The 15,504-nt window shown below is 63.5% G+C and carries 15 protein-coding genes; 6 read left to right on the forward strand and 9 right to left on the reverse strand.

The features are described 5' to 3' along the window. Positions 1-27: 27 nt before the first annotated feature. The gene (locus G9U53_RS23925; protein ID WP_042450945.1) at positions 28-384 is read right to left on the reverse strand and encodes a hypothetical protein; all 357 of its coding nucleotides are present in this window, start codon (positions 382-384) and stop codon (positions 28-30) included. Positions 385-573: 189 nt separating this feature from the next. Here G9U53_RS23925 and G9U53_RS23930 point away from each other — a divergent pair, with 189 nt between their 5' ends. Next, positions 574-912, forward strand: a complete 339-nt coding sequence (locus tag G9U53_RS23930; RefSeq protein ID WP_003944971.1) for an RNA polymerase-binding protein RbpA — start codon at positions 574-576, stop codon at positions 910-912. Positions 913-1,356: 444 nt separating this feature from the next. On the opposite strand, the gene G9U53_RS23935 is transcribed toward G9U53_RS23930, so the two are convergent. The 6 genes from G9U53_RS23935 to G9U53_RS23960 form a co-directional block, all read right to left on the reverse strand. After that, positions 1,357-2,535, reverse strand: a complete 1,179-nt coding sequence (locus G9U53_RS23935) for a PrsW family intramembrane metalloprotease (protein ID WP_003944910.1) — start codon at positions 2,533-2,535, stop codon at positions 1,357-1,359. Continuing rightward, positions 2,532-3,185, reverse strand: coding sequence for a hypothetical protein (locus G9U53_RS23940; protein ID WP_228400993.1), 654 nt, complete (start codon positions 3,183-3,185; stop codon positions 2,532-2,534). Before G9U53_RS23940 ends, G9U53_RS23935 begins: the two co-directional genes overlap by 4 nt. A gap of 136 nt (positions 3,186-3,321) precedes the next feature. Beyond that, positions 3,322-4,152 (reverse strand): hypothetical protein, encoded by an 831-nt coding sequence (locus tag G9U53_RS23945; protein WP_007729819.1) that lies wholly within the window; start codon positions 4,150-4,152, stop codon positions 3,322-3,324. Between the two features lie 92 nt (positions 4,153-4,244). After that, on the reverse strand, positions 4,245-5,813 hold the full coding sequence (gene lnt, locus G9U53_RS23950; protein ID WP_165639306.1) for an apolipoprotein N-acyltransferase: 1,569 nt from the start codon (positions 5,811-5,813) through the stop codon (positions 4,245-4,247). 37 nt (positions 5,814-5,850) lie between these two features. Beyond that, entirely contained in the window at positions 5,851-7,485 is a 1,635-nt protein-coding gene (locus tag G9U53_RS23955) for an amidohydrolase (protein ID WP_165639268.1), read from the reverse strand. A 12-nt stretch (positions 7,486-7,497) separates the two neighbouring features. Next, on the reverse strand, positions 7,498-8,058 hold the full coding sequence (locus G9U53_RS23960) for an FxsA family protein (protein ID WP_003944915.1): 561 nt from the start codon (positions 8,056-8,058) through the stop codon (positions 7,498-7,500). A 250-nt stretch (positions 8,059-8,308) separates the two neighbouring features. Here G9U53_RS23960 and G9U53_RS23965 point away from each other — a divergent pair, with 250 nt between their 5' ends. Then, entirely contained in the window at positions 8,309-8,968 is a 660-nt protein-coding gene (locus tag G9U53_RS23965) for a hypothetical protein (RefSeq protein WP_003944837.1), read from the forward strand. A 37-nt stretch (positions 8,969-9,005) separates the two neighbouring features. Here G9U53_RS23965 and G9U53_RS23970 read toward each other — a convergent pair whose 3' ends face one another. Continuing rightward, positions 9,006-9,665: a response regulator transcription factor gene (locus G9U53_RS23970; protein ID WP_124568575.1), complete on the reverse strand. Its 660-nt coding sequence runs from the start codon at positions 9,663-9,665 to the stop codon at positions 9,006-9,008. Between the two features lie 57 nt (positions 9,666-9,722). Beyond that, positions 9,723-10,886: a sensor histidine kinase gene (locus G9U53_RS23975; protein WP_165639269.1), complete on the reverse strand. Its 1,164-nt coding sequence runs from the start codon at positions 10,884-10,886 to the stop codon at positions 9,723-9,725. A gap of 38 nt (positions 10,887-10,924) precedes the next feature. On the opposite strand from G9U53_RS23975, the gene G9U53_RS23980 reads away from it, so the two are divergent. Genes G9U53_RS23980 through G9U53_RS23995 form a run of 4 tightly spaced genes read left to right on the forward strand, consistent with a single transcriptional unit; the run spans position 10,925 to position 15,503 of the window. After that, a complete protein-coding gene (locus tag G9U53_RS23980; RefSeq protein ID WP_030536361.1) occupies positions 10,925-11,692 on the forward strand; it encodes a TSUP family transporter in 768 nt (255 codons plus the stop codon). Positions 11,693-11,722: 30 nt separating this feature from the next. Then, positions 11,723-13,243 (forward strand): TldD/PmbA family protein, encoded by a 1,521-nt coding sequence (locus G9U53_RS23985; protein WP_165639270.1) that lies wholly within the window; start codon positions 11,723-11,725, stop codon positions 13,241-13,243. After that, positions 13,240-14,598 carry a metallopeptidase TldD-related protein gene (locus tag G9U53_RS23990; protein WP_165639271.1) on the forward strand — a complete coding sequence of 453 codons (1,359 nt, stop codon included), beginning with the start codon at positions 13,240-13,242 and terminating at the stop codon, positions 14,596-14,598. The genes G9U53_RS23985 and G9U53_RS23990 overlap by 4 nt, the downstream gene beginning before the upstream one ends. Next, positions 14,598-15,503 carry a TIGR01777 family oxidoreductase gene (locus tag G9U53_RS23995; protein ID WP_165639272.1) on the forward strand — a complete coding sequence of 302 codons (906 nt, stop codon included), beginning with the start codon at positions 14,598-14,600 and terminating at the stop codon, positions 15,501-15,503. The genes G9U53_RS23990 and G9U53_RS23995 overlap by 1 nt, the downstream gene beginning before the upstream one ends. Position 15,504 lies beyond the last annotated feature (1 nt).

A 15,504-nucleotide genomic window follows, 5' to 3' on the forward strand; every position in this document is an offset into this window, starting at 1 on the left:
GCTAGAAACCGGTTGCCCACACCTGCTCTACCGGAAACGTTCGGCTTCGCGGGCAAGTTCGGTCAACCGTTCACACAACTGTGTGAGCTCTGAACTCTCTGCGCCCTCGGCAACTGCTGTCGCCACATCTTCGGCAGCGCATCGGACCTCGAACATCCGATCCACGAGTTCGACCGCTTCGACTGCGGTCAAGATGACGGCGTCAGCCGGGATCGACGTGCCCTTGACGGCATTGCGCTGCTCGTACGCACGCTGTCGACAAGACTGGCTGCAGTACCGGCGTCGACGACCGACACCGGTCACCGCGACCTCTCGACCACACCACACACACGGGTTTCCCGAACGCGCAGACTGCGGTGATCCGACGCGTGTGCTCTCAGCCATGAATCGACACTGTACTCGAGATTCGGACGCCTTCGATGAACGCGCACGGTACCCGGTAAGATGGAGAGGTTGCGTCTTCTCGCCACACGGGAACCAATCGGGTGCTCGTGGCGTTGTAGATGAGTGTGAGCGTCTACTCCCCAAGTCAGGGCGCCCACCAGCGGTGACGAACGAAGAGAGGACACCACCATGGCAGATCGCGTACTTCGAGGTAGCCGACTCGGAGCTGTGAGCTACGAGACCGACCGTGACCATGACCTCGCGCCCCGTCGTATGGCCAAGTACAAGTGCGAGAACGGCGAGATCTTCGACATCCCGTTCGCGGACGAAGCCGAGATCCCCGGCACCTGGTTGTGCCGAAACGGCCTCGAAGGCACCCTCATGGAGGGGACTGCTCCCGAAGCCAAGAAGGTCAAGCCTCCCCGCACCCACTGGGACATGCTGCTCGAGCGTCGCTCGGTCGAGGAACTCGAAGAGCTCCTCAAAGAGCGTCTCGATTTGCTGAAGGCCAAGCGTCGCGGCGCATGAACTAGCACTTCGATCAAGACCGTCCGGTTCTACACCGGGCGGTCTTTCTCGTTCTTCGGGGAGTGATCGTTCACAAGTCGACGTCATACTTCGGCCCTTCTTCGACGTGGCAACTTCAGGATGCTTCGCGGTCCTCAAAGACACTTCAGGGCAACGTCATTCAGCATCCAGGCGCACTCGCGGGCCGACAGTGCGCAAATCCTGGACTTGCGCTGGAGAACCATCGGCACTGCTTCGTGCACCAGTGTGAGCTGTATCCCCCACCCCGCGACACACCAAACTTCGGTACACCAAACTTCGGTACACCAAACTTCGATACGGAGTGAACTGGTAGCCCAGTCACTCGGCCGGGTTGCTTGCCAAGTGACGATGGCAAGCAACCCGGCCGACTGGGGTGTGGGTGAATGATTTGCGGTGCTGAACGGTTCTTCCGCTACTTCCCGGTCACCGAGTGATGCTCTGTGCCGCGGTTCCTTGGCGGAGGCGGGTGATTTCGTTGCGTGATTCGACGACCTGGGGGCTGTCGTCGCCCTTGCTGACAGCTAGGTCGCTGCACAGATCCAGCGCGGCACGAACGATATGTCGTCGTTGGCGACGTTCGGTGCGAGTGGGTGCGGCTTTCGCGTAAGTGCGTTGTTGTCGCCATCCGCCGGCGGCTGTCACCTCGGCGTCGGTCAGGACGCCGGACTCGATTTCCGGGGCGAGAATGTCACGGACGAAGTGGGATTCACGTGGGTGCGCCCAGACGAACGCGATCCACAAGGCAGTGAACGCGAAGACGATGTCGCCGATCATGATGACGAACACGAGCGAACTGCTGCCGCCGGCGATCGCGAGCATGGAATCCCACACGCCGTGGATCAGGATGGGTGCCACGATCAACGCCAATCCGCGTCCGATCCGCCGGGGCTGGGCCGGGGTGCCGATCAGATAGATCACGCCGGCGCAGAAAAGGGCGGTGAACAGGGGATGAGAGACGATGTCGGAGTAGGTGCGGGTGGCGATGGAACCGAGCAGGCCGTCGGTTTGGTGGGCGCCGAAGCCCTGTGTTGCGCCGGCAATCGAGTACAGAAAGTCTTCGCTGGTCTGAAATCCCAAGCCGATGAAAGCACCGAGGAGCAGGCCGTCGGTTGCGGTGCGCACCAGGCGTGGTGCAAGCGCGAGGAGGACTACGATGCCGATGCCTTTGGCGGTTTCCTCCACGAAGGGTGCAGAGAGGCCCGCATGCCAGTCCTGAGCCCATACCTGCCCGAAAATCTTCGAGTAGAGCGAACCGACTGCTCCGTTCGCGGGTACTGCGATAGTGAACGTTGCTGCGGTGGCGCCCCAGATGAAGCCGGTGACCACTAGTCCTACGGGTTGGCGTTCGTAGCGGTCGATGTGCCGGAACCACCATGTCCAGACCGCGGCGCTGATGACGCCGACGATGCCGGCAACGAGGAGTGCGCGCCCGAAGTATCCGGCGAAGGGAGCAAACATCTGCCAGCCTTTGACGAGGCCGAATCCGCACATCCACAGGTATATCCAGAACACGACGTTGCGTGGCTGGAAGAAGTGAAATTTCTCGCCCCAGGCCGTCGTATCGAATGCGCGGGAGCGGGTTTCGAGGAGATCGGTGCTCACTTGGTGTCTCCCTCGTGTGTGCCGATAGAGGCGATCATGTCGGTGATTTCTCGACTGCGGGCGGCGATCTGATCGGGTGGGCCGACTACCTGTACCCGAATTCCCTTGCCGTCGACGACGAATGTGGTCACCGATCCGGCGGACCGCGGAGTGTCAAAGCTGACCTGGACGCCGCTCAGACCCCCGGCGGTGCTGATCGGCTGGCGCGCACCGGAGACCGCAAGCACGGAACTGCCGTTCGTCGCAAGACTCACGGCATCTGTTTGGGAGAGGAGTTCGTCGGCAGTTCCACTGAATGTGTCGGCGTCGACGCTCACGGTGACGGTGCCATCGGTCAACGTCACACGTGGGAGCGAATCGGACGCGCCATGTTGGTCGGTTCGGAAACCACTGTCGACATTCCAGCCCGCAGGTGCGGCGAAGGAGACCGTTTCGGTCACGGCCATCCGGTCTCCGGCGCCGGTTGGATCTTCGGAGGAGACAGCGGAATCGATGGCGGGCACGATCACGGTCCAGAGCATCCACACCGCCAAGATCGCGAGGGCGTGTGGAAAGACTCGTGTGTCGAATCCGAGGAAGCGGTGATCCGCTGGTGGACGTCTTCCGTGTAGGGGCTCGTGCTTGTGTGCAGTACTCGAAATAACGCTCAATTTCCCTCGTTTCCATTGCACGGCAGGTGCACTGACTATCGCAGAAACGGACAAATTCCGTGCATCAGCCGGCACCTGCCGGTCATCGAGACGATCGTGCACCAAGTTCCCGTAGGCGCGAGATCACCGAGAGCTCCTAGTCGACGGTGAACCGTCGCATCGCCAGATGTCCGAACACGCCGACCAGAATCAATGTGACGCCTGCGGTCACGGAAACGGAGTCGGTCACCAACCCCGCGATGCCGGTCACGGCCACGAACACCGGCAAAAAGTCGAACAGCCTGAAAATCGACTGCGGTGGTTCGGTTTCGAGGCCCTGAGCCTGAGCGGCCTTGTTCGGCGCATACTCGGGGTACCACTCGGTGAAGGAGATCGCGAAGAAGGTTCCGAGCAACTGCAGAATCCATCCGGTCCAGAAGTTGTCACCGTCGTGCAGCAGTGCGTCTCCGAACAGGCCCACTACGGCCGACCAGGTGAAGGCGAGAGCCCACACCGCCGTAATGACGTAGTTGATGTGCAGAAACAGAGGCGTCGCCCAATACTCTTCGGGCGTCGACTCTTTCGCGTACTGCAAAGTGAAAGGATTGCGGAGCAGGATCGATCCGAAGGCAAAGACCACCAGCGCGATGTTGGTCAGTTCGCCTCCCCAGAGTTCGAACCACCGAATCGTGTTCGCCGACGCGAGGAGGCCGATGGCCGCCAGAACGCCGAAGAACACGACGTCGAAGACCTCCAACAGCTTCACGGTGCCGCCGCGCCGGTGACTGGCCGCCAAGATCAGCAGCGACAACCCGAGGGCTGCGGCCGCGGATTCCTCGAACCTTCCCGGCCCGGAGAGCAAGGACAGCAAGATCCACGGTGACAGGCCGGCGAGCGGTGACTGCAGAACCGCGTCGACGACACTGGTTTTGTGAACTGCATCCCGGGGCTCGGACTTGTCTGGCTCGGTTTTCTCAGGCTCGGTCACAAGAAGCCGCCTTACGCAGGAACGGGTGGCACAGCGAGTACCCGCGTAGGCGCTCCTCGGAACATCGGCAGCCCCAATATCCGATGCTCGGCTCAGATTGCCGCAGTCTCCTCGGGTGAGTGCTCAGCCTGATCTCGGCGCCTGGCCAGCACTGCCATGGCAATCGCGCCGACCGCGATGATGCTGAGCACGATCTCCGGCACCGGACCTACTCGGCTGGCAAGGGTGGAGCTGGTCGAGAGCGGCACCTTCGCCACCAGGGTCGCCGGCACGAACAGGTCGGTTTGCGAAGTCACCGCACCGTCGGGAGCGATGATGGCGCTGACACCACTGGTTGCGGCGACAACGACGGCGCGGCCGTGCTCGACTGCCCGCACACGCGACATTGCCAGCTGCTGATAGGTCATCTCGGTGTCCCCGAAAGTGGCGTTGTTGGTCGGTACCGCCAGCAACTGTGCACCGTTGCGCACAGATTCCTGGAACGCCCGGTCGAACGCCACCTCGTAACAAGTCGCGACACCGATGGGTACCCCCGCTGCATGGACAACGCCGTTGCCCTCGCCGGGAACGAAATTGCCCGCGCGATCGGCGTACGAGGAGAAGTTCCTGAAGAAGCTTCGGTAGGGCAGGTATTCGCCGAACGGCTGAATGATCTTCTTGTCGTGCTGTTCCTGAGGACCGTTGGCGCCGTCCCACACGATCACCGAATTGGTGGTCGTACGATCGGCGTTCACGAGTACGGTGCCGACAAGAATCGGCGCTCCGATCGCTTCGGAGGCCCGGGTGATGTCGGCAGCGGCATCGGCGTTTCGCAGGGGGTCGATGTCCGAGGCGTTCTCCGGCCAGATCACGACGTCAGGCTGATCGACGCGGCCCGCGTCCACCTCGGCAGCAAGTTTCACGGTTTCGGCGACATGGTTGTCGAGGACCTGCTTGCGTTGCGAGTTGAAGTCCAAGCCCAACCTCGGAACGCTTCCCTGAATGGCGGCGACGGTGATCGTTCGATCACCGGAATCCATGGTGGACAAGAACGGCGACACCGCGAGAGCAATGATCACGGGCACGAGGGCAGCGGCAACAGCTCCGAAGAATCCTCGGTCCCATCGTTTGGCCGCGACAGCGACTGCAACTGCTGCCAAGCCGGTACCGGTCAGGGCCACCGCGAAGCTGAGCAGCGGCGCACCGCCGACACTCGCAAGTGGGAGGAGCCACCCTTCGGATTGACCGAATGCGAGCCTGCCCCAAGGAAATCCGCCGAAAGGAACGCTGGAACGAAGCCACTCGGTGAGCGTCCAGGTCGCGGCAATCCACAAGGGTGCCCATGGCAACCTCGCCACCGGAACCGCAAGCAGCCCGAACAGTCCGATGAACAACGACTCCACCGCGGCCAACGCGATCCACGGGACCGCACCTACGAACACACCGATCCACGGAAGCAACGGCACCAGAAATCCGAGACCGGCCAAGTATCCGTAACCGAAGCCGGCACGAAGGCGCAGTCCGCCGCGCCCGAAGTTCGTCAACACACACGTCAGAAGAGCGATCCCGACGGGCGCCAAGAACCACAGCGGGCGGGGTGGGAACCCTGCGAAGATCAGGAATCCACCTGCGGCCGCGTACAGCGAACGTAGCCATGCGGAACCGGTGAGCACAGCGCTCACACGGGAGCGATCACCGACAGACGCCTCTGCGCCGGCCTCACTCACTCGACGAGCCGCGCTGATAGACGACGCGTCCGCGATGCACCGACTTGATGCAGACCGGAATCGGCGCATCTTCCGCCAGCCTCGGCAGAGCGGGTACGCGCGAGCGCGGATCGGTAGACCATCGCTGAACCGAGTCGGCGGGTGCGCTCACTTCGAGTTCGCCTGCCTCCCACAACACGTAGGAGGCCGGTGCGCCCGGATTGAGGGTTCCCGCGGCGCCGTCCCGCACTCCGCCCGCGCGCCAGGCGCCGCGAGTTGCCGCGGAGAAGGCCGCACGCGGCGAGATTCCACTTCCGTCGGTGCGGTGCTGGACAGCGGCGCGCAGCATCGCCCACGGCTCGATGGGGGTGACCGGGGCGTCGGAGCTGAATGCGAGCGAGACACCCTTACCGGCAGCAGGTGCAAACGGATTCAACGCTGCTGCGCGCTCTACTCCCAGGCGCGTGGCGTAAAGACCGTCGGTGCCACCCCACAGTGCGTCGAACACCGGTTGGACGCTAGCGATGACACCCAAGGCGGCAAAGGTTTCCGCGTCGGCCATAGACATCATTTCCGCGTGCTCGAGGCGGTGACCCAACGCGGCGACCTTGGGGCCACCCAGTTCGTCGGCGACCTTGCGGAACGCGGCCGCTGCCGACGAGACGGCGCCGTCACCGATGGCATGGAAGCCGGCCTGGACACCCGCGAGGGTGCAGGCCCGGATGTGTGCGGCGATCGCGTCGACGTCGAGATAGGCGTTGCCCGTCGAATCAGGTTGGTCTGCATAGGGTTCGAGCAGCCACGCGGTATGCGAACCGAGCGAGCCGTCGATGAAGAGATCCCCGCCGAGTCCGTCTGCTCCGGTTTTGTCGAGGAGCGCGCGAGCATCCTCTTCGCTGTCGACACGCTCACCCCAGTAGCCCCGAACCTCCACGCCGTGATCGTGGGCCAACAGTTCCTGGAAATCGGTCAATCCCGAGATGTCCGGTCCCCCGCACTCGTGAACGGCCACGATTCCGCGTGAGGCGCAGAGATCGAGCGCAGCGGTACGAGCAGACGCGCGCTGAGTTTCCGTCAGCAGATTCCGAGCGGCATTGCGCGCCAGGTGGTGTGCGTCGAACGTCAACGGGCCTTCGGCTGAGTATCCAGCGGTGTCGGCGAGGCCGGAGATCCCGTCGCGCAATGCGCTCGAGCACGCGGCCGAGTGAACGTCGATCCGCGAGAGATACACCTTGCGGCCAGGGGCGGCCGCGTCGAGATCTGCGGTCGACGGCGGGGTCTGCTCGGCCCACTCGGTGTCGTCCCAACCGTGTCCCCAGATGACTGCGTCGGGATGGGCAGTTTCGGGGTTCGCGGCTGCGAATGTTCGTACTCGCGAGAGACATTCGTCCAGAGAGTTCGCGCCCACGAGATCGAGGCCGACGAGATTGAGTCCCAGTGCGGTGATGTGGACGTGGGTGTCGACGAACCCGGGAGTGACAAACGCACCACCCAGGTCTTCGATCTCCGCGGCGGGGTGCAACGCCCGTCCGGCGCGCTCGTCGCCGACCCACACGACGGTGCCGTCGGTGATGGCGATCGAGGTCGCATCAGGTGCAAATGAACTGTAGATCCGGCCGTTGACCAGCAGACGAGTAGTCACGAGCACCCAGTCTGCCTGTTAGTACTGCGGCCCCCGCGAACGGGTGGGTGTATCCGTGTCCAGAATCTCACCCTCGAGGACGAGTTCCTTGCCGTTGCTGGCGACGTACTCGGTGGTTTCGGGTGTCTCGACGATGATCTCGCCGTCGATCACCTCGCCGTTTCCGCGCATCCGCGCCGCGTAGCCGACGGTTCCGGCGAAGGCGTCACCACCGGCGGCAAATGCGGCTGCGCGCTTACCTGCCAGGAGCACTGCAAGCGGGCGCAGCGCCCAGCGGGTCGGCGGAATCAGAAGCAGCAGGCCCAGAACCGAAGTCACGAGTCCGGGTACGAACATCAACGCGGAGCCCGCCGCGACCAGGGCGCCGTCGGCGACCGCCAGTGACGGCGATCCCTCACCCCGCGTGGCCTTACGGAACCCGTCCATGACCCGTCGCCACTGCGAGCGCATGAGGATCAATCCGACAAGCGATCCGGCGAGAAACAGCAGCACTGTCCAGGCGACACCGATGGCGTTGCCCACGATGACCAAGGCTGCGATCTCGACGATCACGTAGAGGAGAAATACGGCGGCGATCATGACGTCCCCTTTCAGACGGTCTATTCGTTCAACGCTCGAGGGGCCGGTTTTTCTCCCGACAACGACGCAGAGGTGCAAAACAGGTGGGTGCTGTGAGTCACACGGGCCTTCTCTCACGCACGTGCGACTTGCCTGGCGTTAACTAACGCTCCGCTAACGATTCTAAACCTCAAGTTGACGTTGAGACTCTGCGCATGGTCAAGTCACTTCGGGCCGCATTTCCCGGCCTCATGAAATGAAGGAGCCCGACATGAGCCGACTCCCCGGCAAGACACTCGCCCGACGCATTCCCGCTGCCATCGCCGGCACTGCCGCCGTCGTGGCACTCACCGCCGGCAGCGCGATGATCAGCGCGGGAACCGCGGCCGCAGAACCGGTAGTACCCGAAGGGATTGCCGCACTGATCGCGCAGGCCGCAGCCATCTCCCCCGAAGCCTCTGCTGCTGTTCAGCAGTTGATCGGCACGGCAGGCGCTGATCAGATCACGACCGCTCTCGATCTCCCGGACATCGGCGTCACCAAGCCGCAGTCGTTCATGTACCCCGCACCGACGGTCGGGTGTGGCGTGGCCGGTGAACCCGTCACCGTAACCCTCAGCTCCGCACAGGCCGGTCCGAACTTCCCGTTGCCGCCGTGGGTCGAGGCCGACCATCTCCGTTTCCAGGCAATCCCGGGTTACGTCGGCATACCCAAGACCTCAGGGTTGAGTGTTGCCTGGATCAACGTCGGCACGTTCAAGGGCGGCATCGTCCCGTTGGACGAGAAGTTGCCCGTACTCGATACGCCGTTGCTCTCGAAGGTCGTCGACACCGGTGACGGCAAGGTGTTTGCCGCTCTGTTCGGCAATGTCGATTACGCAGACGGGAAGACCTGCATCGTGCTGCCAACAGTGGGCGCTTTTGATGCTTGAGCAGAGCGAAACGCTCGCTGCCTGACAGACGGCTGGCCTACGCGCCCGGAGTCACCAGTCCGGTCTCGTAGGCCAGCACCACAGCCTGCACACGATCACGCAGATCGAGTTTGGTGAGAATGCGTCCGACGTGCGACTTGATCGTCGATTCGGACAGGTACAGCTGCTGTGCGATCTCGATGTTCGACAGCCCCGTGGCCACGTGTCCGAGGACTTCGCGTTCGCGTTCGGTCAGGACGTCGAGAACTACCGGATCGCGCCGGGGCGCCGGACCGTCCACGATGAACCTCGACAGCAGACGACGTGTCACCTTCGGGGAAACAACCGCGTCACCGGCTGCCACGCTGCGGATAGCCGACACGAGATCCTCGGGCGGGGTGTCCTTGAGAAGGAAGCCGCTGGCTCCGGCGCGCAAGGCACCGAGAGCGTGTTCGTCCAGGTCGAAGGTCGTCATCACCAGGACCCTGGATTCGATCCCGGAGGCAAGAATCTGCTCGGTCGCTTTCACCCCGTCGACAATCGGCATCCGCACATCCATCAACACGACGTCAGGCTTCAGCGCCACCGCCGCTGCGACCGCCGCGGCCCCGTCGCCGGCCTCACCGATGACGGAGATGTCTTTATGAGCTTCGAGCACCATGTTCAGGCCCATCCGCATGAGTTCCTGATCGTCGACTAGCAGCACGGTGATGGGCACGGCGTAAACCTATCGGGCCTGAGACGTCGGTGCCAATGCGATTGCGGCGAGCCGGTATCAATCGTGGATCTCGAGCGGCAACTCTGCGTACACACGCCAACTGCCGTCGGGGCGTCGTCCCGTCTCGAGTGTCCCGTGCAGTACGGCCACCCGCTCACGCATGCCGACCAGTCCATTCCCCGAACCGTGGGAGAAGGTCGAACTCGACGTTCCGTTGTCGACGACCTCGAGTAGTACCGCGGTCTCGGTGCGGCGCACGGTGACTCGGGCCTTCGGGTTTGCGCCGGCGTGGCGGAGGACATTGGTCAGTGATTCCTGAACGAGGCGATGAATGCCCAGGCTGACCGATGGACTGATGTCGTCGAGCTCGCCGGTCAGTTCTAGCCGCACCCCGAGACCGGCGGCCCGCATCATCTCGACGACCTTGGCAATGCCGGCAGTTCCGTGTTGCGGCATCGCATCACTACTGACCTCGGTGCGCAGCAGCGAGACGGTACGGCGAAGCTCGGCAAGGGCGTCGCGTCCGGTGCTGGAGATGTTGCCGAGCGCCTTCTTGGCCAACGCGGGATTGGAATCGACCGCATACGACGCGCCGTCCGCCTGGACGATCATCACGCTGACCGCGTGGGCGACGACATCGTGGAGTTCGCGGGCGATTCGGGTTCTTTCCGTGGCCACCGCATCCTCGGCACGCCGATCCCGTTCGTATTCGGCCACTTCGAGTCTGGCGGCCACTTCCTCGTCGTAGGCGCGGCGGGCGCTCAAGAACTCGGCGGTGATCCAGGCCAGTGCATAGAGCAGCGTCGCGATGATGATCGTCAGGATCACGTCTTGGCGGATGACGAGCAACGAGAGAGTCATGTCCAGGGCAAGGAAGCACGCGAATATCGCCCCGGTACGCCGATCGACGTAGGCGACGAGTGTGTAGAGCGAAACTCCGAGCGCCAGCAGGCCTGGATGTTCCGCAGCCGGATCCCCAGTCGCCCACATCATCAGGGTCGCGAAGTACGACATCGACAATATGGACGCAGCGGACACACGCGGATATTTGCGACGCCACACGACGGGAAGGCAGATCAGAAATCCGACGACGAGCTGAGGCCACCGCTCCTCACGCGGCGAACTGACGAATGTGACTACCTCGAGCGCGAAGAACACGAGCGCCAGCGCGCTGTCCGCGATCATCGGCTTTCCTCGCAGCCACAGGCTGAACCTCCGCATGTGCTCAAGAGTGTCACAGCTGTGAAAGAGTCACCGCCGTGGATATTGCTGATTGGGGACTGCTGATGACGGCAGCGACGGCGGCGGGTTGGGTCGACGCCGTGGTCGGCGGCGGTGGATTGATTCTGTTGCCGGCGCTCTTTCTGGTCGCCCCGCAATTGACCCCACAGGCGGCACTGGCCACCAATAAATTGACGGCATTCACCGGGACGAGTGCTGCGGTGTACACGTTCTCCCGTCGAATCCCGATGGAGTGGCGGCAGATGGCGCCGGCAGCCGCGTTGGCTGCGGTGACGGCCGCGTGCGGGGCGGCGGCCGTTTCGCTGATCGACAAGAAGTACTTCATTCCGATCGTGATGGTCGTCCTCGTCGCCGTCGCCGTCTTCGTGACCATGCGTCCGACGCTGGGCACCACGATCGCGACCCATCGTCCGACGCAGCGCAAGACCGTCCTCGTCCTGCTGCTCTCCGCCGGACTCATCGGCCTCTACGACGGTCTGCTCGGACCCGGCACCGGCACCTTCCTCATCATCAGCTTCGCGACCTTCCTCGGAACCGAATTCGTTCGGAGCGCAGCGATGGCGAAGGTGATCAATCTCGGTTCCAATTTCGGCGCGCTCGCCTACTTCGCCGTCACCGGGCATGTCTGGTGGAGTTTGGGTTTGGCGATGGCGGTGTGCAACGTTCTCGGCGCGGTCATCGGTTCGCGGATGGCGCTGAGCAAGGGATCCGGATTCGTGCGGATCACGCTGTTGGTGGTCGTGATCGCCATGGTGATTCGCCTCGGATGGCAGCAGTTCGGCTGAGATCGGCGGTCGTCGGCTAGCGTCGTGTGCGTGACCGTCACCCGAGATGTCGATGCAGATTTCCTCGCCCTCCCGCTGCGAGCTGTCGCTGATGCGGCGCTGTCGGCAGCGAGAACGGCCGGCGCCCAGCACGCCGATGTTCGTGTCCACCGCGTGCTCACACAGTCGATCAGGTTGCGCGACGGCGTAGTTCAGGCGGTGTCCGACGGAGACGAGACCGGGGTCGCCGTCCGTGTGATCGTCGACGGCACGTGGGGATTCGCCTCGCACGCCGAGGTGTCCCCCGATGTCGCTGCTGCGCTGGCACGCCAAGCGGTCGAGGTCGCGAAGGCATTGCGCTCGCTCAATCGGGATCCGGTCACACTCGCCGACGAGCCCGTCTACGCCGACGCGACGTGGGTGTCGCCGTACCTCGAAGATCCCTTCGCGACACCGACGGCCGAGAAGGTAGGCCTGCTGGTCGACTACTCCGGACGGCTTCAAGCCGCCGACGGCGTGGATCACGTCACGGCGAGTGTCCTCCAGGTCAAGGAGCAGACCTTCTACGCGGATCTGGCCGGTTCGTCGATCACCCAGCAACGGGTGCGTCTGCACCCCGAGTTCGAGGCGACCGCCGTCGACAAGTCGGCCGGCAGCTTCGAATCGATGCGCACCTTGGCGCCGCCGGTAGGCCGCGGATGGGAGTACCTCGGGGCGGAGAGCACATGGAACTGGGGCGATGAGCTCGCGCAGATCCCGGAGTGGCTGGCCGAGAAGACCAAGGCACCGACCGTCGAAGCGGGTCCGACCGACCTCGTGATCGATCCGACCAATCTGTGGCTCACGATCCACGAATCCATCGGACACGCCACCGAATACGACCGCGCGATCGGCTACGAAGCGGCCTACGCCGGTACGTCGTTCGCGACGCCGGACAAGCTGGGAACGCTGAAATACGGAACGCCACTCATGCACGTGACCGCCGATCGTAACGAAGAGCACGGCCTGGCCAGCGTCGGATTCGACGACGACGGCGTCGCCTCTCAACGGTGGGATCTGGTGGCAGAGGGAACACTGGTCGGGTATCAACTAGACCGCGTGTTCGCGCCGAGGCTGGGGCTGACGCGTTCCAACGGTTGCTCGTACGCAGACTCCGCACATCACGTTCCCATCCAGCGAATGGCCAACGTCTCGCTCTCCCCCGACCCTTCTACGGACACCTCGACTGCAGACCTGATCTCGCGAGTCGAGAACGGCATCTACGTCGTCGGTGACAAGTCCTGGTCGATCGACATGCAGCGCTACAACTTCCAGTTCACCGGTCAGCGGTTCTTCAAGATCCGTGACGGAAAGCTCGACGGTCAGGTGCGTGACGTGGCGTATCAGGCGACGACGACGGATTTCTGGGGCTCGATGGAAGCCGTTGGCGGTGAGTCGACCTGGCGCCTGCAGGGCGCGTTCAACTGCGGCAAGGCACAACCCGGTCAGGTTGCGGCGGTCAGCCACGGCTGCCCGTCCGCTCTGTTCCGCGGAGTCAACATCCTCAATACTCGTTCGGAGGCTCAGCAGTGATCGATCCGCAGCAGGTCGTCGAGCGTGCATTGGCCGCGAGGACGGTAGACGAATCGTTGGTGATCGTGACCGATGCGAGTGAGGCGTCGCTGCGGTGGGCCAACAATTCGATGACCACCAACGGAGTTTCGCTGTCCCGGACGTGGACGGTGATCTCGATCGTGCGCGAGGGTGACATCGCGAAGGTGGGCACTGTCAGTTCCAGCAGTGTCGATCCGGAGCAGATTTCCGTACTCGTACAGGCAAGCGAGGCAGCTGCTCGCACAGCCACTCCGGCTGACGACGCGTCCGACCTGATCACGCAGTCGGCGGCAGAGACCGACTGGGACCTGCCGGCCGCCCTGACCGACATCGGTGTCTTTGCGCCGTTGGCTGCCGACCTGTCGAAGGCCTTCGACGGCGGCGACCAGTTGTTCGGCTTCGCTCACCACCAGTTGCACACCACCTGGCTCGGCACTTCGACGGGCGTGCGACGTAGAACGGCTCAGGCCACCGGCTCCGTGGAGATCAACGGCAAGCGCGGCGACGCAAGTGCCTGGGTCGGATCCGGAACTGTCGATTTCAGCGATATCTCGATACCGAAGCTCTTGTCGCAGTTGACCACTCGACTCGACTGGGCGGGTAACTCCGTCAGTCTGCCTGCCGGCCGCTACGAGACAATTCTTCCGCCGTCGGCTGTGGCGGACCTGATGATCTATCTGATGTGGACCATGGAGGGTCGCGGCGCCGAAGAGGGCCACACCGCACTGTCCACCACCGGTGGTACCCGGATCGGCGAGAAGCTCGGATTGCCACTGACACTCACCTCCGACCCCGGCGCCGAGGGCTTGCAATCCGCGCCGTTCGTGATCACGACGTCGTCGAGTGAATCCGTCTCACTGTTCGACAACGGTATGGAGATCGAACCCGTCGACTGGGTCCGAGACGGCGTCGTCAATGCGCTGGCGTACCCGCGCCACGCTGCACGAGAATTCGGTCGACCTGTCGCAGTTCCCGGCGACAATCTCACCCTGACCGGTGGTGACGACACCTCGATCGAGGACATGATCGCAGGTACCGAGAAGGGTCTACTGCTCACAACCCTCTGGTACATCCGTGAGGTGGATCCGACGACGCTGCTGTTGACCGGACTCACCCGTGACGGGGTGTATTTGATCGAGGACGGCAAGATCGTCGGCGCCGTCAACAACTTCCGTTTCAACGAAAGCCCTCTCGATCTCCTGCGGCGGGTCACCGAGGCTGGACGTACCGAGATCACGCTTCCCCGGGAGTGGAAAGACTGGTTCACCCGCACGGCCATGCCGCCCATGCGGATTCCCGACTTCCACATGTCCTCGGTCAGCCAGGCGCAGTGATGACGAAGGTCGTGATCGCCGGCGGCACCGGCGCTCTCGGCCGCCGGATCAGCGACGATCTCGCCGACCGTGGGTATGACGTCGTGGTCCTGACTCGCTCACCGAAACCCGGCAGGCACAGGCAGGTTCAGTGGGACGGTGTCACGGTCGGAGACTGGGCAGGAGAACTCGACGGCGCCGCGGTGATCAATCTGGCCGGCGAGTTGGTCGATCGCCGACCCACCCCGGCAAACATCGCACTGCTCACCAGTTCCCGAGTCGATCCGACCTGCGCGCTGGTTGAAGCGTCGAAACTACTGGCGAACCCTGTTCCGGTGTGGATCCAGGCGAGCACGCTCGCGATCTACGGCGATGCGGGTGAGGCACGATTGGACGAGGATTCTCCCCTCGCTGACGGGCCACCTCAGATGACCGACGTCGCAAAGGACTGGGAGGCAGCGGTCGAGGGTGCAAACGCGTCACGAGTGGTGATCCTGCGAACCAGTGTCGTGTTGGAGAAGGGCACACCGGCGCTCGAGCGACTGCTGTTGCTCGTGCGTCTCGGTCTGGGCGGACGCGTCGCCTCGGGTAGGCAGTGGACCAGTTGGATTCACATCGAGGACTGGCTGTCGATCGTTCGTTGGGCACTCGAACCCGATTCGGCTGCCTCGGGCGTGGTCATCGCGACGGCTCCGGATCCCGTCCGCAATTCAGAACTGATGGCCGGGCTGCGCAAGCACCTTCACCGGCCACCTGCGCCGCCGACGCCCGCTTTCATGGTCAGAATCGGCGCGTTCCTTCTTCGCAGCGACGCTGCCCTGGGCCTGACGGGTCGTCAAGCCGTATCGAAAGTGTTGGCGGACAAAGGCTTCACATTCACCTATCCGCGCTTCGACTCAGCGTTGGACGATCTGCTCGGCAACTGAC

Origin of the sequence: Rhodococcus sp. D-46, assembly GCF_011290655.1 — a bacterium.
In the GTDB taxonomy this organism is placed as follows: Bacteria; Actinomycetota; Actinomycetes; order Mycobacteriales; family Mycobacteriaceae; genus Rhodococcus_F; species Rhodococcus_F qingshengii.